Source organism: Fibrobacter sp. UWCM, assembly GCF_900129735.1.
In the GTDB taxonomy this organism is placed as follows: domain Bacteria; phylum Fibrobacterota; class Fibrobacteria; order Fibrobacterales; family Fibrobacteraceae; genus Fibrobacter.
On sequence record NZ_FQWR01000017.1, the window covers coordinates 26,445 to 50,554 of the forward strand.

Annotated in this window: 17 protein-coding genes; 13 read left to right on the top strand and 4 right to left on the bottom strand. The window is 56.6% G+C overall.

The window, feature by feature from the left end; genetic code table 11:
• Positions 1-117: 117 nt before the first annotated feature.
• On the top strand, positions 118-1,920 hold the full coding sequence (locus tag BUB22_RS11235; protein ID WP_254794730.1) for a glycoside hydrolase family 9 protein: 1,803 nt from the start codon (positions 118-120) through the stop codon (positions 1,918-1,920).
• 250 nt (positions 1,921-2,170) lie between these two features.
• A complete protein-coding gene (locus BUB22_RS11240; protein ID WP_073115205.1) occupies positions 2,171-3,901 on the top strand; it encodes a DUF4832 domain-containing protein in 1,731 nt (576 codons plus the stop codon).
• A 123-nt stretch (positions 3,902-4,024) separates the two neighbouring features.
• Here BUB22_RS11240 and BUB22_RS11245 read toward each other — a convergent pair whose 3' ends face one another.
• Positions 4,025-5,860 (bottom strand): protein-disulfide reductase DsbD family protein, encoded by a 1,836-nt coding sequence (locus BUB22_RS11245; protein WP_254794731.1) that lies wholly within the window; start codon positions 5,858-5,860, stop codon positions 4,025-4,027.
• A gap of 111 nt (positions 5,861-5,971) precedes the next feature.
• On the opposite strand from BUB22_RS11245, the gene BUB22_RS11250 reads away from it, so the two are divergent.
• The 4 genes from BUB22_RS11250 to BUB22_RS11265 are packed head-to-tail and all read left to right on the top strand — an operon-like array spanning position 5,972 to position 10,474.
• Positions 5,972-6,535: an RNA polymerase sigma factor gene (locus tag BUB22_RS11250; RefSeq protein ID WP_072809559.1), complete on the top strand. Its 564-nt coding sequence runs from the start codon at positions 5,972-5,974 to the stop codon at positions 6,533-6,535.
• Positions 6,536-6,584: 49 nt separating this feature from the next.
• Positions 6,585-8,699 (top strand): T9SS type B sorting domain-containing protein, encoded by a 2,115-nt coding sequence (locus BUB22_RS11255; RefSeq protein WP_073115206.1) that lies wholly within the window; start codon positions 6,585-6,587, stop codon positions 8,697-8,699.
• 10 nt (positions 8,700-8,709) lie between these two features.
• Complete coding sequence (locus tag BUB22_RS11260; RefSeq protein ID WP_254794732.1) at positions 8,710-9,129, top strand: hypothetical protein; 420 nt, start codon at positions 8,710-8,712, stop codon at positions 9,127-9,129.
• Between the two features lie 13 nt (positions 9,130-9,142).
• Positions 9,143-10,474 carry a CCA tRNA nucleotidyltransferase gene (locus tag BUB22_RS11265; protein ID WP_073115207.1) on the top strand — a complete coding sequence of 444 codons (1,332 nt, stop codon included), beginning with the start codon at positions 9,143-9,145 and terminating at the stop codon, positions 10,472-10,474.
• A 6-nt stretch (positions 10,475-10,480) separates the two neighbouring features.
• Here the strand turns inward: BUB22_RS11265 and BUB22_RS11270 are convergent, their stop codons facing one another.
• Positions 10,481-11,584, bottom strand: coding sequence for a glycosyltransferase (locus tag BUB22_RS11270; RefSeq protein WP_073115208.1), 1,104 nt, complete (start codon positions 11,582-11,584; stop codon positions 10,481-10,483).
• Between the two features lie 136 nt (positions 11,585-11,720).
• Here BUB22_RS11270 and lpxA point away from each other — a divergent pair, with 136 nt between their 5' ends.
• Positions 11,721-12,488, top strand: coding sequence for an acyl-ACP--UDP-N-acetylglucosamine O-acyltransferase (lpxA, locus tag BUB22_RS11275; protein ID WP_073115209.1), 768 nt, complete (start codon positions 11,721-11,723; stop codon positions 12,486-12,488).
• Between the two features lie 66 nt (positions 12,489-12,554).
• On the opposite strand, the gene BUB22_RS11280 is transcribed toward lpxA, so the two are convergent.
• The gene (locus BUB22_RS11280; protein WP_073115210.1) at positions 12,555-13,733 is read right to left on the bottom strand and encodes a glycoside hydrolase family 5 protein; all 1,179 of its coding nucleotides are present in this window, start codon (positions 13,731-13,733) and stop codon (positions 12,555-12,557) included.
• Between the two features lie 247 nt (positions 13,734-13,980).
• Here BUB22_RS11280 and BUB22_RS11285 point away from each other — a divergent pair, with 247 nt between their 5' ends.
• The 6 genes from BUB22_RS11285 to BUB22_RS11310 are packed head-to-tail and all read left to right on the top strand — an operon-like array spanning position 13,981 to position 23,626.
• Positions 13,981-14,718 (top strand): carbohydrate binding domain-containing protein, encoded by a 738-nt coding sequence (locus BUB22_RS11285; protein ID WP_072809673.1) that lies wholly within the window; start codon positions 13,981-13,983, stop codon positions 14,716-14,718.
• A gap of 39 nt (positions 14,719-14,757) precedes the next feature.
• On the top strand, positions 14,758-17,247 hold the full coding sequence (locus BUB22_RS16760) for a hypothetical protein (RefSeq protein ID WP_072809544.1): 2,490 nt from the start codon (positions 14,758-14,760) through the stop codon (positions 17,245-17,247).
• Positions 17,248-17,292: 45 nt separating this feature from the next.
• Entirely contained in the window at positions 17,293-19,608 is a 2,316-nt protein-coding gene (locus BUB22_RS11295; RefSeq protein ID WP_072809542.1) for a hypothetical protein, read from the top strand.
• A gap of 15 nt (positions 19,609-19,623) precedes the next feature.
• A complete protein-coding gene (locus tag BUB22_RS11300) occupies positions 19,624-21,753 on the top strand; it encodes a hypothetical protein (protein ID WP_072809539.1) in 2,130 nt (709 codons plus the stop codon).
• Positions 21,754-21,764: 11 nt separating this feature from the next.
• Positions 21,765-22,553, top strand: coding sequence for a hypothetical protein (locus BUB22_RS11305; RefSeq protein ID WP_073115211.1), 789 nt, complete (start codon positions 21,765-21,767; stop codon positions 22,551-22,553).
• Positions 22,554-22,567: 14 nt separating this feature from the next.
• Positions 22,568-23,626, top strand: coding sequence for a glycoside hydrolase family 18 protein (locus BUB22_RS11310; RefSeq protein WP_073115230.1), 1,059 nt, complete (start codon positions 22,568-22,570; stop codon positions 23,624-23,626).
• A 156-nt stretch (positions 23,627-23,782) separates the two neighbouring features.
• On the opposite strand, the gene BUB22_RS17360 is transcribed toward BUB22_RS11310, so the two are convergent.
• Positions 23,783-24,019, bottom strand: a complete 237-nt coding sequence (locus BUB22_RS17360; RefSeq protein ID WP_073115212.1) for a GIY-YIG nuclease family protein — start codon at positions 24,017-24,019, stop codon at positions 23,783-23,785.
• Positions 24,020-24,110: the final 91 nt, after the last annotated feature.

The window sequence follows — 24,110 nt, forward strand, 5'->3', positions numbered from 1 at the left end:
AGAAAACCCGACTCGCTTGAGCCGGGTTTCTTTTGTTTGGGGAGATGTTTTCACTTGAAAACGGGAAATGCCCTTGAAACGGTTCCGGTGCTTGGTATTTTTAGGTATATTCTGGGTATGAGTGTATACAAGAATGTATTTGGTGTGCGCGTGGCCGCTGTTGCCGCGCTTTCGTTGTCTGCAGTTTCTGCCTTCGCGGGCCCTCTCGTGAACCAGCTCGGGTATTACCCCGATGCCGAGAAGACGGTTGTGTATCCGGGTAACGACGCGAGCGGCCTCGAGGTGCGCGACATGAACGGGAAGACGGTGCTGACCCTCGACGCTCCCGATGTTTATGACTGGGACTACAGCGGCGAGGAGGTGCAGACCTTCGATATCTCTGCGGTAAAGGCTCCGGGAACCTACCGCCTGTTCCGCGCCGGCGCCTACGTGGGCAACCCGATTGCGGTCGGGAAGGGTGTCTACGGCGACCTCGTGAAGGCGGCCCTCAAGTGGTTTTACTACCAGCGTGCGAGCATGCCGCTCGAACCGCAGTACGTGGGCAAGTGGGCGCGCGCCGCGGGTCACATGGATGACAAGGTGATTGTTTACGGGAGCGATGCGGCGACGGCGAAGACGTTTGCCGAGGCGACCGGCGCGAAGAATGTGGCGAAGAACCCGAAGGCGGCCGTATTCAATTCCGCACGCGGCTGGTACGATGCGGGCGACTACGGCAAGTACATCGTGAATTCGGGCATTACCGTGTGGACCCTGCTCGAGATATACGAGAACTTCCCGAAATATGCGGATTCGCTCTCCTGGAATATCCCGCGGGAATTCGGCAAGCTCCCGCTGCTGCTGGAAGAGGTGCGCTACAACCTGGACTGGATGCTTACCATGCAAGACAAGGACGGCGGCGTGTACCACAAGGTATCTACGCTCAAGTTCTGCGGGAGCGTGCTGCCCGAGGACGATACGGCCCCGCGCTATGCGATTATCAAGAACGTGACCGCGTCGCTCGACTTTGCGGGCGTGATGGCGCAGGCGAGCGTGGTGTACCGCAAGTTCGACAAGGCGTATGCCGACAAGATGCTCAAGGCTGCAGAAAGCGCGTACGCCTGGGCGAAGAAGAACCCGAAGGCGTTCTACAAGCAACCTTCCGACGTGAACACGGGTAGCTATGCGCCCGGTAACGAGGACGGCAAGGACGAGTTCCGCTGGGCCGCTGCCGAACTTTACCGCGCGAAGGCTGTTGCGGGTGCGAAGGGCGACAAGGCTGCCGCCGGTTACCTGAAGGACCTGAAGGGCAACGCGTTTACGGCGAACGGTGCCTGGTGGGGCGACATGAACATGATTGCCGCGTTCCGCGTGGCGCTCGATTCCGCAGTATTCGACAAGGACGTGGTTGCCGCTGCGAAGAAGACCGTGATGAACGAGGCGAACAACCTGCGTGCCGTGGGCGACACGAGCGCCTACCGCCTTCCCGCATTCCCGTGGAGCTGGAACTGGGGTAGCAATAGCGCGATGGCGAACAACGGCATGGTGCTGGTACATGCCTACCTGCTGACGGGCGACAAGAGTTATCTGGATGGCGCGCAGCAGTGCCTCGACTACCTGCTGGGCAAGAACCCGATGGACATTACCTACGTGACAGGATTCGGCTACAGGAGCCCGCGCAACCCGCACCACCGCCCGAGCGAATCGGATTTTGTGGACGACCCCGTGCCGGGAATGCTCGTGGGTGGCCCGCACCTGGGTAAGCAGGACATTAACCTGGATGGCAAGGAACCCTGGAAGTGCCCGAACTATGCCGCCGCCGACAAGCCTGCGCTTGCCTACATCGATGACCGCTGCAGCTATGCGACCAACGAGGTGGCCATCAACTGGAACGCACCACTGGCGTACCTGGCCGCCGCGCTCGAGGCGATTTATAACAAGTGACACCCATTCGCTATGCTCAGGGCAGGCTCCGTGTCATCCTGAGTGAAGAGCGAAGCACGGAATCGATATATGAAACTTCGCTCTTTAGAGCGTTAGTTGAATTAGGTTCGAAGGAGCAGGAGCTATTTAGCGGGTAGAACTTAGAAGATTGTCATGCCCGACTTGACCGGGCATCTTCTATTTAGAGAAAAAAGAGGTATATTACGGGTATGAGTTCGCCTCATGCCCGTTTTTTTATTAGGGGGTGTCGATGAAGAAGATTTCTGAGATTACGCGGAATGTCATGCAGATTGCCGTGATCGGCATATTCTTGTTTGCGACGGTACCGCTCTTTGCGGCTGGCCTCGTGAAGCAGTCTATCGATACGACGGATGCGATGGCGACGCTCGAAAATTTTGACCGCGGGTTCTATACGCCGCAGGTGTTGCATTTAAAACCTTCGGGCGGCAAGCCGATTGAAAAGCCGTATGGCAAGCTGTTGCACTTGCGTGCGGAGATTTCGGAATTCAGCAGCAATGCGTGGCTCTCGATTGACACGACGGGTGGGAAGCGCGATACGGTGCGCGGCGTGAGCCAGGACTTGACCGAAGACGCCCTGAATGTTTTGCAACAGACCTTTGACAACATTCGCAACTTTGGCGGGCACGTAATCGTGCGCATCTGTTACGACCCGTGGTACAATGGTCGCAGTAACGTGACTCCGGCTCACGAGTGGGTACTGAAGCACGTGGAACAGCTCGCTCCTGTGCTCTCGAAGAATACCGACGTGATTGTAGCGCTCGAGATGGGCATGCACGGCGCCTACGGCGAGATGCATTCTGACACGAATATCACTTACGATCGCGTTGCAGAAGCGGTGAACCTGATGCTGCGAAACACTCCACCGGAATTGAAAATTCTGACCCGCACAGGAAACTATTCAGCGAAGGTCTTGGGCTTTGACAACTGGGGCGTTGACTTCCACATTGACGGCGAGAAGTTTGCGGAGATTGCGAAGGCAAAGGGCGACACCATGTACCGCGTGGGAATGTTCAACGACGGCTATTTGGGAACGCAATACGATTACGGTACCTGGGGCGCGGATTGCAAGACTTCTATCTGTCGCGAAGAAGGTGTAGCCTGGCTTGAAAAGTACAGCATCAACACGCCCTACGGCGGCGAGGCGCTCACGACGGCGAGCGGTTACCAGGTTATCAATACGCCGGAGTTTCTTGCGTACGAGGGCTTCCGTACGCATACAAGCTATTTGAATGTCCAGTGGAACAACAACCTGATTGACAGCTGGAAAAAATCGCATTTTGAAGGGAAAGATTTTGAATATGACGGCTCGAAAATAGATTCATTGACAGGTTTCAAGTACGTCAACGACCACCTGGGTTACCGCTTTGTGCTGCGCGAATCGTGGTTGAGCGATACGGTGGGCGCCGATGGAATTTTGCGTGCGAAACTGCGCATCCAGAACGTGGGCTTTGGCAACTTGACGCGGAAGATGAAGGTGTCGTTATATGTTCACGGAATGACTAATATCGGACCGCTAGATACAATCGCTGCACTCAATATCAATAAACCGCTTGAGCATGTCGATTTTATGAAGGTATATAGCCGTAAAATTGAAATCAAGGGTGCGGATACGGTGATGACGTTCGACGGAAACAACGAACTTTCTATCGAGGCGGATGTGGGCTGTTTTTCGAACTGGTCTGGAGTCCGTTTGGATGTTGAATTAAAAGTTTGCAGTGAAAAGAACCCTGAGGATTGCATCCATTTTGCAAATAAAAATCCTTACGTGGGCAATTTAGAAAGCGATGCCTATATAGGAAGTTTTCTCATGGGAGAATGCGAACGGACAGGTCTTCCCCGCGTTCTTCCGTCGAGTACTGAGCAAAAGCAAAACGCTCCCTTCGTTCAGAGGGAACGCAACAGCGTGATTGTCCGTGACGGCGAGAAGCGCTACAAGTTGAACGGCGCGAAAGTGCACTGATGTACGAGCCCCACTGAAGTTGCCCCGAGTTATACGCGCCGAAAGGCGCACGTGCACATAAATTTTTATGTGCGCGCTGGGAGGGTCTTAGGGAGGGGCCGTCGAACGAGCCCCTCCCTAGTCTTATTGAACAATTGCTTCCAGAATTAGCCCGCTGGTCAAGAGTTCCGGCAGTACGACCTGCTTGCCCTTGTCACCTTTCGGGTAAATCGCGTAGGCGGGCACGCCCGACTTTCCCATGCTGTAGAGCAGTTCGTTCACTTCGGGCGTTTCGCGGGTCCAGTCGGCCTTCATGCGCACGACTCCCGCGCTGTCCAGCTTCTGCAACAGCGCCGGGTCGCTAAGGACGGCTGCCTCGTTCGCCTTGCAGGTAAGGCACCAGTCGGCGGTCGCATCTATGAAGATGGTCCTTCCGGCCTTCGCAAATTCGGCGACGAGCTGCGGGGAGTAGCGGTACCACCCGTCTTCGAGAACCTGCTGTGCCATGCGGGCATTGAAGCGGTCGCTCAGAACTTTTTCGTATTGCGGTGCGGCGATGGCGAACCAGCCTGTGGTAAGGGCGATGGCCGCCGCGGCAAACAAGACCGCTTCGCGCCAGAACGCGACACCCGGCGGAGCGAATTTCCCGATGATGAAACTGAATACTCCGCTCACGAGGACAATGCACAGGAATAGTACTACACCCGTGTTGCCGGCCTGCTGGTTCACAATCCACAGGAGCCAAGCGACAGTCGCGAGCAGCAGCACGCCCATCGCCTTCTGGAGCTTGACCATCCACGGGCCCGGTTTCGGGAAGACCTTCAGCACGGCGGGGAAGGCGCACACCAGCAGGTAGGGGAGCGCAAGCCCGAGCCCTGCGGCAGTAAAGAACAAGAAGAGTACGGGTGTCGATGCGGTAAACGCAAACCCCATCGCTGACCCGAGGAAGGGTGCCGAGCACGGCGTGCTCAGCAGCACGAGTAGCGCTCCGGTAAAGAACGCGCCGACAAGCCCGGCCTTGTGGCCTGCGGCATCCATGCGCGTTGTGGCGCTACCCGGGAGCCAGACTTCGAACACCCCGAAGAAGCTCATCGCGAATGCGGTGAGGATGACTACCATGAAGGCGATAAACCCTGCACTCTGGAACTGCATTCCCCAGCCCGCGGCGCCGCCGCCGGCCTTGATGGCGGCTACGATTCCGGCGAGCGCCCAGAAGCTCGCGAGGATGCCTGCGGTCGTCGAAATCCCGAGGGCGACGAGCCTGCTTCGGGACTGCCCTGCCTGCTTTATAAGGCTGAACAGTTTGAGCGAAAGTACCGGCAACACGCACGGCATGAGGTTCAGGATTATACCACCGACAAACGCGAAGAACAGCAGGAGCGCCACGGCGGCGGCACCTTCCTTGCCCGCAAGGCCGCTCTGACCCGCAGAGCCGTCGTTACCCGCGGCGTTGTTTAATCCCTGCGCGTCCCCCGCGGAACCGTTTAATCTCGGCGCATCTCCCGCCCCGTTCCCTTTATCGTTTTTTTTTAAGCTGCCTGCATTCCTTCCGATGCGGATGTCCACACTCGCGGGCGCAAGGCAGATGGAGTTGTCGCATGCCTGGTAATGGAACGTGGCGTTCGTGGTGAGGGTGTCGTAGCCGTCGGCTACCGCCTTCACGGGAATCTTTATCTGGAAGTGTCCCTTGAACACGAGGTTCTCGAATTCGAGCACCTCGTTGTATTCCTTGATGGGCTCGGGCCACTTGGGCTCGCCGAATTCAATCCCGCGTGCAGCAATCTCGATGGACGAGGGTTTCAGGAATTCGTCGGCCGCGACGTTCGCGTTTACGTGCCAGTTGTCGGGAACTACGATGTCAACAGTGACTTCTGACTTGTCAGAAAGCTTGCCCGCGGAGAACGCCATCGACGCTTCCGGGGGCTCCATCGCGTTCATGTTGAACTCTTGAGCCTGCGTTTTGGTAACAGCTGTTGACAAAACCCCGAAAATGATGGCAAAAAAGCAACGGATTGATGCATAATTTTTTTTTGCCTTGAAAAAAGTATCGATATTCATAAATTTGCTGCTTTCAGTTATGGGTTTGGTCATATGGTTAATCACTTACAGGAAAAAATAGAATTTCGCGAAACGGCAGAAAAGCTCTGGAACCGGCATTCGGAAGAAATCTACACTTTATGTGAGCAAAAATGCGCTACCGCGGAGGAGGCGAGGGACCTTTTCCAGACGGTGGCGCTCAAGTTTTGCGAAAATCTGGGGCGACTCCTGGAACGGGAAGACGTCATGCCCTGGATTATCACCGTCCTAAAGAATTCGCATCTGGACGTGGCGTGGGAGCACTACCGCACAAGGACCATGTCGGCGGTACTCGAGGATTCTCCGGAATACATGCCGTTCAGCGAGGAGGACGCCGCGTTTTATTCTCGACCGGCGACGGTGGAACAGCGCATGTTCCTCTACAAGACGCTCGGATTGCTGGGCCCGCTCGAGCGGATGATTCTGGAGATGCGCTACCTCGGCGGATTTTCGATTCACGAACTGAGCTGCATCCTGGGCCTGTCCGAAAACGCCATCCGCAAAAGGCGCCTCTACGCGTTTACCAAGCTCCGCAGATTCTACACGGAAAACGACATCTTGACAAAAATTGCGGAATAAACCGAGTCTATCGCTTTTCTTGCCTGCGATAAATTCGTAATTTTGTACTGTGAAGAATTTCCTTGCAATCCTTGCCCTTGTCGGGTGCCTGTTTCCTGTTTTCGCCAACGAGGAATGGCAGGGCTTTTCGGAGCCTTTCCCCATTAGGCATGTGGTCCGCATCGGCGACGACCTGATGCTCGCTACCGATGGCGGCATGCGTCTCAAGGGCCCGCAAGTCGATGTGCTCTATACTTCCGAGAAGGGGCTGGAAACATCGGCCTTTTCTGCAGTGGCCAACGTGAAGGGTAGCCTGTTTGCCGTTTCGGAATACGGGCTTGTCGCGCGTTACGAGGGCGAACGCTGGAAAGTCGTCAACCGTTCCTACCTTTCGCGCAAGGCCCGCGTCGTTCCCGGCAAGGTCTTTTCTGCAAACAAGTACATCGCGATACTGTTCGAGGACGGGCTCGCCTTTTTCGATACGGAATCCGGCTCGTCGCTCCTCCTGGTCGACCGCGTGGGCGATGTTTCCCTCTCTATTTACCCGCCGCAGGATATTGCGGGCCGTAACGATTCCCTGTTCATCCAGACCATACACGGGACATACGCCCGCAAGATGGACTGGAGTGACCTCTCTCGGGATTTCCGCCTGGTGGATCCGTCCACCTGGGAGCATGTCGAATCCGATGTGTTCGCGAGGGATTCGAAGCACGTGATTGTCGGGGGAGTGTCCCTTACGGATACGCTCCTGTTCAAGTCCGGGGAAAGCCGCATCAACTGGATTCTCGAGGGAGCGAACTTCACGTACCTGGTCGGTTCCGATATCATACTCCGGTACGAAAACGGAGCGCTGGAAGATGTCACGAACTATTCGCTCTATAAGCTCGGGACTGTTTACGAAATCCAGGCGATTCCTGGCGGTGGCGTGTATGCCGTTACTCCCGAGGGTTTTGGCGCCATAAGCGAGGGAACTTTCTGGACCGACGCGATGCTCCTCTTTAGCGGGTTCGGGAACCATTCCGAGGCATTCAGCTACCGCATGAAGGCGCTCTCCATCTTGGACGCGGACCTGATGATGTACCATGCCTGGGGGCAGGGGATGATGATTCTTAAGGAACTGGGCCGTCTCCCTTATTACTTCCTTGCTCCCTGGAAAGAGACGTGCATGGACCAGTATGTCGAGAACTACACGGTTGCGGTCGGGACTGCCGTTGCTCCGGACAAGTCCGGGTTCCTTTCGGCGACGGCAAGGCGCGATGGCACGTACAGCCTTATCTATGTGACCAAGGAAGGCGATGTCAGTTGCGCTACCGGGATAGGCAGCTCGCACCATGTCGGGCCGCTCGTGGCAAGGCAGGAAGGTTCGGACTGGGTAGTGTACGTGTCGGCACGTGAATCCTTCGATGCGTTCTCTACCGGCGCGCTCGATGTAATCCGCTTCCCCTCGCCGTCGATGAACGGCGGGCGCATTGTCGGGGCCACGCTCAAGACGATCCAGAATATCGAGCAGAGGACTCCGGTCGATTTTGCGCTGGACGAAAAGAACAACGTGCTCTGGATGGTTTCGACGACGGATATCGGCTACATGGAACTTGACCAGGATACGATACGCAAGCCCAGCTCTACGAACGGGCTGTCGGGCGCGGAGTATTCCGCCATAGACGTTGACCCGCATGGGAATGTCTGGGTAGGCTCCACCAACCAAGGTGCGTACCGCCTAGAGCGTAAGGGTGAATCTTTTGATACTTTGTCCGTAACTCACTACACGACAAAGAACGGCCTCCTTTCGGACGGGATTCTCGACGTGGCTATAGACAAGGGCCTGGGAATGGCGTGGTTCGGTCACGAGAACGGAATTACCCGCTATAGGCGTAACGACTTGCGCGAAACAACGACGTTCATGACGGATTCCGCAGTGGCCAAGGTGAAGGCTTACCCGGTCCCGTTCCGCCCGGGGCAGCACGTGTTCCTGACCATTGACAATATTGCCGAGAATGCACGCGTGGATATCTATAACCGGGGCGGCTCGCTGATTCGCTCCTTTGTCGGTGACGAGGTCGCCGGCGGGAAGGTCGAGTGGACAGGGCAAGGGAAAAATGGCAGGTATGTCGCTCCCGGCGTGTACTACTACGTGGTCAGGACCTCGTCGAAAAAGGAGCGGGGAAAGTTCCTCGTGATTCGCTGACGGAGAATGTATGAAGTCGGTTGCATTTGATTTGTCTGTAGTTTGCGGGATGGCTCTTGTCGCATTGTGCCTGTATGCTTGCGCGGGCGAGCGTCAGGGGCTCGTGTGTTCCGAAATCCAGTACAGGCTCGATACGCAGACGTATTCCCCCGACCAGCGCGCCTATATCGAGGAGGAACTGCGGGTCTGTCGCGAGGAAGAAGCGAAGAAGCGCGGTGCCGATGCGCAGACAAGGCAGGGCATTTACGAACGCTATGCGGCGAGCGGGCAGGCGGACAGCGCTTCTGCCGATTCTGCGAGGGATAACATCTCCGTTTCGGAGGCGCTGAAGGATTCCTCGGGCCAGGAGACGGTGAGCATATACGACCGCTACAAGGCGGTGGATTCCACTGCGGACACATCCGCTGCCGATGCGGGCAGTTTCCAGTAAGGCGGTCCCGTAGATGGCACGCATCCAGACGCTAGCGGGGGAGTGGTTCGAGCCGGAACTGCCGAACCGTTTATTGAAAATCGCGGGCGATATCCGCGACGCGGGTGGCCGTGCCTTCCTGGTAGGCGGTTGGGTCCGCGATGCCCTCCTGGGCAAGGCCTGCAGGGACTACGATATCGAGGTCTACGACATGGCGCAGGATGCTCTGGTGCCGATTCTTTCGAAGTATGGCCGCACCAATTTGGTCGGGAAAGCGTTCGGGGTGATTCACCTCGCCATGAAGGGGCTGTCGCTCGATTTCTCGTTCCCGCGCACCGAGAGCAAGGTGGGTTACGGGCACCGCGGATTCGTGGTGCATACAGACGAGAAACTCAGTTTTAGGGAGGCGGCCCTCCGGCGCGACTTCACCATCAACGCGATGGGCATGGAATTGCCCGAACTCACGCTCTGCGACCCGTATGACGGCATCGGCGACCTGAAAACGCATACGCTGCGCCATGTGGGCCCGGCATTTGCGGAAGATTCCCTGCGCATATTGCGCGGGGTGCAGTTCGCGAGCCGTTTCGAGTGCACGCTCGCGCCCGAGACTGTTGAACTCTGCCGCACGCTCTCACTCGACGACCTGAGCGTGGAACGCCTGTTCGAGGAATTCAAGAAGTGGCTCCTCAAACCGGGCAGGCCTTCGCTCGGGCTCCGCGCCTTCCTGGACATAAGGCTTCATGAATACTTCCCCGAAATCCGCCCGTTCGAGGGCTCCTGGGATGCGCTGGGCGGCATTCTCGACAAGATGGCGGAACTGCGGGACTCGAATGAGGGTGGCTCCGCACCGCTTACCGATGCCCAGAAAATGGAATTCGCGTTTGCCGCGCTCCTGGCCGGCAGTGCAGGGACTTCGCTCAAGTTCCTGGAACGCATCACGAACGAGGTTCACCTGCTGAAGGTCGTGCCCCCGCTCCTGGAAACGTTCCGCACGCTTGACCCGGCTATCGTGCACGATGCCCCCGCACTTCGCCGCCTCGCCGTGAAACTCGGCGGCCTCAAGTTGCTTTGCCTGCTGGTAAAGTGCGCCCCGCGCGGGTTTTACGCCTGCGAAAGTACCGGTGGCACGGATTTTGCAACCCTGCAAAACACGGATTTTGCGGCTGCCCTGTGGGATTCCGCCGCCAAATACGGACTGCTCGAATCGGCGCCGCAGCCCTTCCTTACGGGCAAGATGCTCCTGGACCTGGGATTGAAACCCGGCAAGCAGCTGGGCGAGATTATCAAGGCGAGTTTCGAACTGCAACTCGACGGGAAGATTACGAGCGCCGAAGAGGCGGTCGCCTGGGCGCGTGGCATTATCTAGCCTACGCTATTTCCACCGGAACATGCCGGTAATGCCTGCGGGCACGGCGAACACGATCATCGGAATCTGGATGAATTCGGTCGGGATAAACGCGAGCATGCGCCGCTTGGTATGCAACTTCCACGAGGCGGTCATCAGGAACACGAAATCCACGAGGATCTTGGGTGCGATGCTGAACGCGCACCACTGCCACGGACAATCCAGGAATGCCACGCACCAGGGGCTGATGAACATCCAGATGTAGTATGTATAAATTAATGTCAGTAACAGGATGTACGCCTTGCTTTCGTAGTTCGTGCCGTTGCTGCTCCAGCGGGCGCGCTGGTTGAATAGTTGCTTCCACGTGTTGACCGGTGCGGTCTCTATGACGGCATCCTTGTCCAGGTTGTAGCAGACCTTCGTGCCCGGGATTTTCATCATCTTGTGGATGAGCATGTCGTCGTCGCCGCTCGAAAGGTTGATGAGCTCGCCGAACCCTCCTGCCGCGAAGAACAGCTCCTTCTTGTAGGCAAGGCACGTGGCCGAGGCGATAATCGGGTGCCCCATGCTGAACCCGGCCGCTTCCATCGCGGTGTACCCGAGCGTCTCCAGTTTCTGGTACAGGTGCAGCAGGGAATGGTTCCCGCTGTTCTGCTTTGGCCCCTGCACAATGCATATCCCGTCCGTGAACCGGCCCGCCATCGAGGTAATCCAGCTCTTGCGCGGTATGCAGTCGGCGTCAATCGTCAATAGCACATCGTATTTTGCAATCTTGAACGCGCTCTCGAGGGCGCGCTTCTTGGGGCTTGCGATTACGGGCAGGTCGGGCGAAAGGCTGAGCACGTGGAACTTCGGGTGCGTCGCGGCGAACTTCTCGAGAATCTCGCGGGTACGGTCCGTCGAGCGGTCGTCCACGCAGATGACTTCCCATTCGCCTACGTAGTCCTGCGCGGCGAGGGCTTCCAGTGTACGCTCGGCAAACTCTTCCTCGTTGCGCATCGGGACAACCACCGAAACGCTCGGCGTGGCCTTTGGCCCCCTGTAACGGTGTGTACGGGTAACACCTATTATGAAGAATAGGAACAGCAGCACGTAAAGTGCCGTGAGACATGCGACAATGATACCGCCCATATGGACAAAGTTAGAAAAAGAATGTGGTCATTAGTCACTAGTCATTGGTCATTGGTTCTTATAATTGTACCTATATGATTTTTTTTGCTAATAACTAACAACTAATGACTAACAACTAATTACTAAATTATAGTCCATGATTCACCCGTCCGTATTTGTGAGCCCGCAGGCAAAAGTCCACGAAACAGCCGTCATCGGCCCGTGGTGCATCGTGGATTCCGGCGTGGAAATAGGGGAGGGCGTTGTCCTGGAATCTCGCGTGCATGTGTATGGAGGCGTCTCCATCGGAAAGGATACGCACGTGTTTGACGGGGCCATCCTCGGCGCTCCCCCGCAGGATTTGAAATATGCGGGCGAACCGACTCGCGTGAGCATCGGCGAAGGCTGCACGCTGCGCGAATACGTGACGGTCAACCGCGGCACGGCTCAGGGTGGCGGCTGCACGCGTATTGCGGACAAAGTATTGATTATGGCGTATTCGCACATCGCCCACGACTGCGACATCCGCGAAGGTGTCGTCATCGCGAACGGCTGCCAGATAGGTGGCCACGTGCGCATCGGCGAGTACGCGACCCTCGGGGGCGTTACAGGAATCCAGCAGCGTAACCAGGTGGGCGCCTACGCGTTCGTGGGCGGCACGCACAAGGTGGACCGCGACGTTCCTCCCTGCACCAAGGCGTGCGGGAACCCCATCCGCTACGGCGGGCTCAACCTGCATGCGCTCCGCCTGCATCCCGATTTGTTCCCCGAGGCCCGCGTTGAAGCGCTTTCCCGCGCCTACCGCGAACTCTACCGTAGCGGTCGCCCTGTGGCCGAGATAATCGAGGAATTGAAAAAAGGCCCGGAACCTCTGTTCCAAGCCTTTTTCGACGAGCACTGGGGCGGTTCTCTCGTCCGGCCGTAACTATTCGATGGTTTGCAGCTTTTTTTTACAAGAAATCTTTGCAATAGATTCTAGAACAAATTAAAACTAGATTGCCGGGAAGGCCTTTACGGTATAGGCGTCAAAGACCTTTTTCATCTCGGGGAACCAGTCGCCTGCATCCTGGTCGTAGGCCTGGAACCCGCTCGTCTTTCCGTAGGCCCAGTAGTGCCAGCTGATGCCGTATTTCTCGGCTGCCCTGATGACGTAGTCGGCCCACTGCGCGCGGGAGGCTTCGCTCGGCGCTTCGGTTGCGCATTTCGACCCGGTACGGCCGATGGCGCCGAACTCGCCCAGGTTCATGGGCACCCCGTGCACTCCGTCCACGTCGGGGAAGTACGCGATGGCGCTATCCACGTATGCCTTGAAGTCCTTCGCAATCTTGCTCAGGTCCGATCCGGTAATTCCGGTTCCGCAGGGGTACATGGTAGCGGTGCCCTGGTGCGTGTATCCGTAGGGCTCGTAGTAGTGCCCGCTCACGATGATGTTGCCGTCGTCCTTGGGAAGGTCGAGTTTCTTGATTTCGGCGAACTTGGAGTAGCCGTTCCCCTCGAACATGATGGTCTTTGTCGGGGCCACCGCGCGGATGGCGTTGTAGGATGCCGTCATGATTTCGTTCACCGTGGAGCTCTTCTTGATATCGTGCGGTTCGTTCATGATTTCGAACACAATCATGTCGTCCGGGATGCTGTTCAGGGCGGCCGCCACCTGCGTCCACATGGTGACGAACTTCTGCAGTTCCGCCTGGAACGATTCCGGGTCGTTCTCGACGTTTGCCGCGGCGTTGTTCATGTCTTGGTGGTGGTGGAAGTTGACGATAACGGGCATGCCGAGGCTGTTCGCAAGCTGGATGTCTTCCTTGACTCCGGCGAGGCGCTGCGGGTCGATGGTGTTCGCGATGTCGACGTCGCTTTCCCAGCGTACGGGAATGCGCACGGAGTTGAATCCGGCGGCCTTCACTATCTGGAGGTCCTCGTCCTTGAGGCAGTTGCCCCACCCGCAGTCGGCGTTTGCTCCGGTACCCGTGGATTCCCACGAGTTGCCCATGTTGATGCCGCGCCCGAGCCTCTGGTTCATGGCGCGACCCTTGGAGTAGTCGACCTTCGTGCGGTTGAGCCCGCTTCCGTTGCCGTCTTCGTCGGCCTTGTTCAATCCGCTGTCGCCGGAAGAACAGCTGGCCAGGAGGAACGCTGCGGTAATGGGGGCTAGAAAATTGAAAAACTTCATGGGAAACCTTCCGGTTGCTGTTTACATGGATAATTTAGACATATTTATGGCCGAAGATTGCTTTTTTTTTAATAATTCGGTTACTTGGGTAAACGTGTGATTTTTGTCAAAAATGCGAAAATTAGCGATTTTGGGTACATTTTGCCCCGTTTGGGTACATCTGTAAACCCATTTTGTTTTTTTTCGAAAAACAACCCCCTAAAAACAAGTTATATTGTTGCCATTGAATTTGGAGATCTTGTATCTTATGAAATCACATCTGCAGACCATCATCTGGAAGTGTGCCGTGGGCTCACTCCTTCTTGCGTCTTTCTCCTTTGCTTCTTTCAGCGATTACAGGGATAGGGACAATTCCCGCTTCGTCACGCGCGAGGCCAAACCCTTCCGTCCGGACAAGGACGTGGTAAGCGTCGTTATGCGCGAAGCCATTCCCCGTGGCGGTGGATACACCTACCAGTACCCGCGCGAGAACCCCGAACCGATTCTCACCGACAAGTACGCCATGGAAGGCGCTCTTTCCATGGAAATCGAGCTTATCGCGAGCGACTACTCCGGCGTGGCCATCTGTATCGCCGGTTCCGTGGACCTGACCCCGTACTTGGAAGAAGGTGTCCTCGAGTTCTGGATCAAGGGCGACAAGGGTGGCGAAAACGCACTGTTCGTGCTCGTCGATGACGGCGTGAAGAGCAACGGCGAATCCCTGCAGGTGAAGCTCCGCTCCAAGAGCCTTGGTGAAATTACCACGGAATGGAAGCATTTCAGCATCCCGCTCAAGCTGTTCGGCATGACGGGTGTGTACTGGGATGCGAAGAACACGCGTGAAGTCATGCTCCCGTTCGCCTGGTCGAACTTCAAGGGTTTCCGTCTTGAAGTCCGCAAGGACGAGAACGAGGCCTTCAAGGTCTGGATTGACGATATCGTAATCAAGAAGCAGGGCAAGGCCTACGAAGGCCCGTCCAACTACCCGTTCCGCAACGCAATTTAAGAGGTCCCCATGCGCAAATTACCGTTACTCTTTACGACTTTGCTTTGCACTTCCCTTGCCTTTGCCCAGGAGGAGGAATCCCCCGAGGCAAGCGCACCTGAAACTGAGGCCGTGGAAGAATCCGCCCCTGCCGAAGAGGCCGCTCCTGTAGAGGAAGCCGCCGCTGAGGAATCTGCCCCTGCCGAAGAAGCCGCTCCCGCCGAGGAGGCCCCTGTAGAGGAGGCCGCCGCCGAGGAACCCGCTGCCGAAGAGACTGCTGCAGCCGAACCGGCACCCGAGGAAGCCCCCAAGAAGGAATTTGCATCTGCCGCTCCGGTGGCCGGTCCTTCTCCCGTGGTCGGCGCTCCGGCGACGCTTTCTGCCGACGAGCAGATGAACACCATCGAGAACAACCTGGATGGCATCGCCGAGAACCTCGAATCCACTATGATGGGCAAGGATGACGCGCCCCTCGCGGTTTCGGGCTTCATGGCCTTCCGCCTCAAGAACTTCAGCTATCCCGACGCTCCGGCCCTCCTTGCCTCCGACAAGGCGCGCCTCGCTGTCGACGCTATCTTCAAGGCGAACGTCGTTGCCATGCCGAACTCCTACATGACCCTCTGGACGAACTTCACCTTCCCGTTCGACCTCTCGGGCCTGTTCAGCAACAACCTGGGTTCCCAGCCGACCGCCGTGCCCACCTCTAACGAGCGCGTGCTGTTCGACCACTCCACCGACTACTACTCCTCCACTGTCGATGAAGAAATGAACTTCGGTATCGACATCCGCGCGGGCGTCTTTGGCGCCTACGTTACGGCGGGTGGCGTTATCTGGGCGAACTCTTCTCCCCTTACCATGTGGGAACGCGAAACCATGCCGCGCTTCGCCTGGGTGTACGAAACCTTCGAAGACGAAAAGACTGTGAGCACCTACTACAAGGAAAAGGTCTTCAAGCCGGTGAAGGAAGGCGGCCGCGCCTTCTGGACCAACCGCTCCTTCGGTGGCGTGTTCGTGAGCGCCTACCAGCTGCCCTTCGACATGACCGCCCAGGCGATGGTGTCGCAGCCTGCCGATATGGACGTGGGTACCCGCGACGGTCTGCGTATGTACGGTGGCCAGCCGGGCGAACTTGAAATGTCCGGTGACTACGACCTGCGCGGTGCCGTGTACCATGGCCGCCTTGCCAAGAACAAGATTGCGGACAACCTCTCGGTCGGCCTCAACTACATGGGCGTCGTGTTCGACGAGGCCGTTATCTACGAGCCTGAATTCTACGGCCAGTACAACGCCCTGAGCGTCGACCCGTACGTTATGAATACGCACGTTGCCTCCATTGACTTCAAGGGCAACATCACTCCGAAGTTCTACTTGATGGCCGATGTGGCCTTGAGCATGACCGACTCGCTCAAGTTCTACAAGGCTACCGGCGCAAAGGATATTTCCGGCTACGAGAAGGGCTCCTACGATACCGAATGGAGCACCCCGCAGGTCGGTGTGTACGTGAAGGCCCAGAGCAAGTACCTCGAAGGCTGGCCGATGACCCTCGAGGCCATCTTCCTCCCGAAGGACTTCTACTCTCCGTTCTCCATGAGCAACCCCTCCCGCTTCCTCGCCTGGCGCAAGGATGAATTCGCCCTCAACTCCGGTTCTATGCGCTATGCTCCTAACATGGCGGGTATCAACCTGAAGATCGAACCCGAATTCAACCGCGGTCACCTGGACATCCAGTACGGCCTGCACAGCCAGATCGAAGACGGCGACGACGTGCTCCTCTTCAACTACCGCCTGAACGGCCGTAACCTCTGGGAATCCACGAACTCTTGGACCAAGCACAAGCCGCTCTTCTGGGCTGACTCCGGTAACGCGGGCGCCCGCGCCAACGGCTATATCGAACGTGCCGGTGTGCTCACTCCGGGTGTCGGCGTCAAGATGACCCGTCAGCAGGGTGGCCTCCGCGGCGGTACCTGGGAAATGTGGGAAACCTTCGTCGCCTACGAAGACGCGAAGCAGATTCAGGATACGGTTATCCCGAGCCACACCAAGTGGTCCAGCTACCTCTCCCTCGCGGGCGGTTACGATATCGGCCACTGGTTCGGTACCGAAAAGAACATCGTGATGAGCGGCTACGCCTCCATCTCCGGTGTCTCGAAGACGATTGCCCCGCTTGCCTACAGCGAATCCCAGAGCGACATGCTCCTGTGGAGCTTCTACGGCCAGCTTGAACCGGCTATCGCCCTCACGCCGACCTTCCACCTCGTGGGTATCCTCGGCCTCGAAACGTTCCGTTCTGAATACGGCTACATCATCGACTACGCGACGAACACCATCGCGAAGACGAAGCCCTACTTCAACGACGTCTCTACGATGTACTTCCGCAAGGCCCCGATTAACTACCTCGAAACGGCCCTCGGTCTCGGTTTCGACTGGAACTTTGCTGATCGTGCCGGTATCCACTTCCGTTACAAGTGGGCTACACACTCCGACGAGACGGAACCTGATAATGACTGGACCGGTCATTACATTACCGCCGAAACTAAAGTATGGTTCTAATGGAGGCGCGATAAGAGTATGAATTTCAATAAAAGTGCTTCAAAAATGATTACTAGAACTTTGACAGCCCTTGCGCTTTCGACCGGAGTCGCTGCCGCATCCGTGGCCGACAACCAGGAAATGCTCGCAAGCAAGGTGGATTCCGCCAATGCCCATCGCGGGCTCGAAGTGACCGGTGCCGTTCGCGGTGTCGCGCAGGCATCTTACTTCAATACCGACCAGGATACGTACGGCAAGAACATCATGCCCGATACCGAAAGGGACGAGTTCGTGAATGCCGACTTCAACTTCGGCTTCCGCCCCTGGGAAAGCGTCCGTGCGAATGCGATGCTGCGCCTTTACGCGGGCATGCAGGACTACTTCGCTTCTGCGGCAAAGATTATCGAGGTGCCCTGGCTCAATGTCGAAGGCCAGATTGGCAACAACTTCTACTGGGTCGTGGGTGACTTCCGCCAGCAGTACTCTCCGCTTACGTTGTTCGCCCCGGATGTGGACATCATGTACGAACCCCAGGTGTTCGCCCGCAAGCGCCACATGGCCGAAAAGCAGCAACTGCTCGAGGGCAACCAGCGTAACCTCCAGGGTGTGAACCTGCAGTTCCGCGCCGACCTGAACGATATCTTCGGCCAGGTGCGTGTGGAAGGCCTCTTCGCCCGCGTGAACCGTGCGCAGATGCTCGACCTTTCCGGTGCGGAAGGCAACATCCTCCCGAATGACTCGGTGCCGGGTGCTACGCAGGCCGCCAACACCGACAAGTTCCTCTTGGCAGGTAACCTGGAACTCCTCCCGCTGAAGAAGAACGCCTACTTGGGCGGTACCATGATGTACATCTTCGACAACGAGGATTCCTACACGTACACCTACCGCTACTTCGACCCCGACCAGGACGGCCAGCTTACGACCGACCCGACGAAGGATCTCCTTATCTCTGATATCAACCCGTTCGAGCTTGACCCGCAGAAGACACTTATCCTCGCGGGCCGCGTGGGTGGCGACGTTGCCGGCATGATGAACAACAAGAACCTCATCTTGGACGCTACGGCAGAATTCGCCATGTCGATGGACGACAACTACAAGAGAGAACTGAGCTTTGTCTACACGACGGCCGACGATCCGGCGGCTCTCGGAATTGACATGGACGCTGACGGCGTTCTCGAATACATCGTGGTTGACGAGACGGGCAATGCGGTAGTCAAGAATGTTTCCGAGAAGGAAACCAAGAGCGGCGTGGCCCTCAACGCCACCCTCAATGCCGGTTACAAGACCGACTCCTGGGGCGTGCGCCTGGTGGGCGATGTGGTGTTCAACGACAGCCTCTGGTTCAACAACCTTGCCCAGTCGCCCAAGTTCTTCGCGCAGCGCGTGCAGAACTCTGACTACGACGGCGAGACTGTGAAGTACAGCGTGAACTCCCCGCTCTACACCACGTTCGACGCTCTCTACAACTTTGCGCCGAAGTTCTCCCCGGTTGCCCGTTCCCTCAAGACGGACGACAACGCGTTCAAGAACAAGGGCCAGTCCGACAGCTACAACATCGCCCCGTACAACAAGAACTCCTGGACGGGTAACGTTTACTCGAAGGCCCAGATCGCCCTCCTGAATGCGATGGCCGACCCTGCAATCCAGATGGTGCTCCCGAACGGCAAGGCGACCGCCAACCGTGAAGGTGGCCGTGCAACCGTGATTGCCAACGCAGGTGACTGGCTCGAAGCCCAGGGCCTGTTCGGCATCTACACGCAGGTGTCCCCGCTCTTCGGGTTTACCGATGTTTCTTATACGGAATACGGTGGCGGCCTGAAGGTGGACGTGTTCAAGGTTCTCGGTTTCTCGAAGCCGCTCGAAATCTCGGGCTCCTTCAAGCATACCGAACGTACGATGGATTTCGACCCGACGGTCGGCCGCATGGACCTCTCCGCCGATGGCATTACGCCCGCCGTGCTTGACGGCACTGCCGAAATGAAGACGGACTTCATCAACGCCGGCATCTACGTGCAGTACCTGCCGCGCCTGGGCATTACCGCCGGCTTCCAGATGATCAACATGGAACTGAACGATGGCCAGCAGAAACAGTCCCAGGTTGAATACGCTCCTATCGCTATGACGGCCCCGATGGTCAAGGGCAAGCAGATGCAGTGGATGGTCGGTCTCGACTACACGCTCGACAAGAACGCATGGCTCTCCCTGAATTTCGGTATGGTTACGGTTGAGAATACCTACAATACCGCCCTCGGTGACCCGGATGCTGCTGTGAACCTGCCTGTTTATGCGGAGAACGTGAAGGGGGATGCCGGTTGGCCGACCGAGTTCACCAGCAAGTTCTCACAAACTATTGTTGAAGCCTCCATTAACGTGGAATTTTAATGGGAGGAATGAAAAATGATGAATACTAAAAAGACCTCGATCATTTTTGCATCTGCCTTGATGTTCTCTGCGGTCGCCGCATTCGCTGAAGGCGATGCCGCGGTTGCCGAAAAGCAGACGTCCCTCTTGCAGAAGCTGGATTCTCTGAACCAGTCCATTCTCGGACTCCGCTTGGGCGGAACCGCCAAGGCGGGGGCTCTCACTTCCATGGCTTCTTCTGACCAGTTCCTCGACCAGTCCGCGACTCAGGAAAACCAGGGCTATACCGACGTGAACCTCAGGTTCCTCGCCCAGCCTTCTTCCGAGACCCGCCTCGACGTGCAGCTCCGCCTGCACAAGGATTGGCAGAGCGGCGTTGACGAAAACAACAATCCTGCGATTGGCCACTGGTTCAGCTACGATGGCAATATCCTGAACAACCACGTGGATTTCAACTTGGGCTACATGCGTGTTGCGTACTCCCCGCTCACCATCTTCACCCCGCAGATGGAAATCCTCCAGGAACCCGAAATCTTCGCGCAGAACCGCGTGGAGGCTCTTGCGGCACGTAACCTCGATACTACGTCTCGCCGCCTGATGCAGGGCCTGAACGCCGCCTACCATAGCGGTGCCGTGGGTTCCATCGACAACATCTACGCGCAGGTGACCGGTTCCCGTATGCGCAACACCGCAAAGAAGAACGACCAGGTGTTTTTCGACTTCGACTGGTCTGACCGCTATGCCTACGGTCTCCGTGGCGGTGTTGAACTGTTCGGCGCGAATGTCGGTGCGAACTACGTGAGCGTGTTTGACCGCCGTCTTTCCACGCGTTCCCGCGAAATGGAACTGAACGATACGATCATGTACGACGACAACCACGTGCTTTCGTTCCAGCTGGGCTTCGATTCCAAGAAGATGCTTGCGTCTCTGCCGATTACCTTCGGGATTAACGGCGAATACGCAATGTCCTGGTGGGATATCGATGCCGAGACCATGTCGCCGAGCCCCAAGTTCGGCACCAAGATTACGGAAGCTCCGTACGGCGACCTGATGGACTCCGTCATCTACGTGGCGACGATCGTGGATGCGATCAACAACGAGCGCGGTACGGTTGATGTCATGGACGAGAAGGGTTCCGCCTTCTACGCAGAACTCTTCGCGAAGGGTGACTTCTCCGGCATCGGCTTCAACCTGAATGCCTCTTACCTCCAGAACGACGAAAAGTTCTGGTCCGAACTCGCCTCCACGCCCAACTACACGAACAACGGCGTAATCTTCAATGCAAACGCGCTGTACGGCGATGTCGACCAGGCTCTCGTATCGAGCTTCGCCTCGGGTAACCTCGAGAACCTCTACTTCATGGTCTACAATACCGACCTCCTGACGGCTTCGACCCTCATGAGTTCGGGAACGGCTACCGTGCTTTCGGGCAACTCCGTTTCGGAAAACATGTACTGGCGCCTCTACAACAACTTCAAGCTCGCGCACTTCTACCGCAACGGTTACGACGCGAACACCATGAAGAAGATGGAAGTGGCCCAGGCTCTCCTCATGATGGACCCGTCCGTGAATCTCGCGATGCCGCTTGGCCGTGCAACTCCTAACCGCAAGGGCTTCGCGGTATCTCTCGATGCCGACTGGAACGACGCTATCACTCTGAACGGCCGCTTCTCGCAGTACAGCGAAGTGGAAGGCGACAACAAGTTCACGACCATCGGCGCAGGCCTCGGCGTGAACGTGGGCCGTCTCGTTCCTTCGCTCGCCCGCAAGCTCGAGGTTCAGGGCTCCTTCGAGAAGACTACCGAGGATTCCTACTTCAAGCGCTCCGCCCAGAGAATCGTTGCCGGCCTTACCGCCGATATCTGGGGCCCGGTTGCCTTGCAGGCAGGCGTGCAGATGCTTAACAAGAAGTTCGAAGGCGACGGGTTCGGCGTCGGCGTGACCGGCCTTCCGGTCGGGATGTCCTTCGTGCAGGCAGTCGACGAGATGCTCCTGCTCGCGGGCCCCAAGGTCCGCATCGCTCCCGAATCCTACATTACCGTCCGTTACGGCATGCTCAAGAACAGCGTCGACTACCAGACGATCAATGCCGTTGGCGAATTCGAGAAGAAAGAACTTTCTATCGACAAGAACCTTATCACCGCCGAAGTTACGGTCAATTTCTAGTGAGGTCGTAGATGAAGAATGTGAAGATTTCTCTTTTAGCAGCCGGCGCCACCCTGGTGCTCCTGGCTTGCTCCTCCTTGGAAGTGGATAACCCGATCGAGGAAAACTTCCCGAAGGATTGGTCGGCTGCCGAGTATATCAAGGTGAACCCGGATTTGCGTAGCCTGCAGCTCAAGGATCAGGTGCTCATCATGAACACCCTTTCGGGTGCCGAAAACGACGATGCTGCCTTCCTCGCGGATACGCCGACGGTGGAATTGCTTGCAACGAACTATATGGGATTTACCAAGACGGACTTCTGGACCGACAAGAACAAGATGAAGGTTGTCAGGGCGTACAACATCTATGGTGTCGACAACGAAGCCGCCATCTTTGATACGCTTACGCTCGATACGGCCGCCATCGAAAGGCAGTACGTTGTTTATGGTGTCATTGGTGGCCGTCCGTACCGCACTTGCGCCACGACGGATGCAAACCTCGTGAAGAAGGGTGAATGCCAGCAGGACGAAAATTCCGCAATTGGTTATTCCAAGCACGTGTACTGCGCAAGCGAAGGCGTGACCTACTGCATGGATTGCGACCCGGTCGAGGATGATTGTCCCGAAGCGATTGTCGACGAGCCCGAAAGCTCGAGCTCCGCCGCCAAGCCGGAATCCTCCGATGCCGCAGGTGACGAATCCAGTTCGAGCGAAGGTGGCGAACCCGCTGCCGATAGCTCCAGCAGCGAAGGAGGTGAACCCGTTGCCGATAGTTCCAGCAGCGAAGAAGCCTCCGCAGAAAGTTCAAGTTCAGCTGAATAAAGGTGGGAAATATCATGAATCTCAAGCTTATTGTAACGACAGTCGCGGTTGCTTGCGTGGCAATGTCCCAGGCCGCAGCCGACAAGGTGATTGGCTATTTCCCGTACTGGAGCCAGTATTCCCAGTTCTACCCGAAGGATATCCGCTACAACACGGTTACCCACGTTCACTACTCGTCCCTTACTCCGGGTGAAGACGGCTCGCTAGCCTTCCCCGACGAGAACGATGCCCCCAACTACGATTCGCTCGCTGTCATGTGCGCGGCGAACAACGTGAACCTCGTGGTCTCTGTGGGCGGCATGGAAGCCGAGGGCGCCCTGAAGGCTATCGCCGGTTCCGACGAACTGCTCTCCACCTTCGTTTCGAACGTGAAGGAATGGGTCGGTAGCCACAATGCAAAGGGTGTGGAACTCGACTGGCAGAATCTCACGGCAGAAGATGCCGAAGGGTATGCCAAGATGGTGAACGCCCTCGTGGATGCCTTCTCCGGCTCTATCGTGGCTTCTACCATGTACCCCTACGTGGCGATGGAACCCTATACCGCCGAAGTGATGAACAAGTTGAGCTACATCAACGTGTTCATGCCCGACCAGATGAACGAGGACAACTCCTCGCTCGTTCCGAACCAGGGCGGAAAGTTCATTGCAGAGACGCTCGAGAAGGCCGCCGGCGCGGGCATCCAGAAGGATCTCCTGAACCCGGTCGTGTACTTCTATGGAAAGTCCTTCCTCGGTGCGACAGGCTTCGGTTCTTCGCACAACGGTACGGGTAGCGGTAACGAAGGTTACCTGCCGTACAAGGAACTCATGGGCAAGTTCGATACTCCGGACTACAAGGTTTCTTACGATTCCGACTCCCAGTCCGAAATTGCCGTGAGCAAGGAAGAAGCCATCGTGTTCATGGGCATTCCTTCCGTGAAGGCGGTTGCCGAGAACGTGAAGAACAATGGCTACGCCGGCGTGGCCGTTTACGACCTCTCGCAGGACCACCACGAACCCATCGTTTCCATCCTGGTGACGATTGGCCTGGAACTTCGCCCGGACGTGAACTACAAGCCCGCGAAGAAGAAGTAATTCTCGCAATCAGAATGTTTTAAGAGGCTCCCTTTTCAGGGAGCCTTCTTTTTTTATGTATTTTGCATGGGGGAATGGTATTTTCGCCTATGTGATGGCATGTATAGTGCTTGCTAAGTTTCTTGTCATGTCCGCGTAGGCGGACATCTATCAATATTATAAAGAATAATCGAACAAATTATCCCAGTTAGGGTTGCTTCTGTTTATTAGATTTTCTTTCCATTCACGGTTCCAATGTTTTAGTTGTTTTTCTCGGGCGATAGCATCGTTTATTGATTGAAATTGCTCGAAATAGACAAGTCTATCGACGTTGTATTTTACGGTAAAGGAATTGGGATCTAATTTGGATTTATGCTCGCATATTCTTCTTTTTAAATCATTTGTTCTGTTCATGGGCTGTAATCTATAAAATCATAGAGATAATAACCAGAAGATTATCCATTCTTTTTAATGCCTAGATAGACTCTCGCCTTCGCGAGAGTGA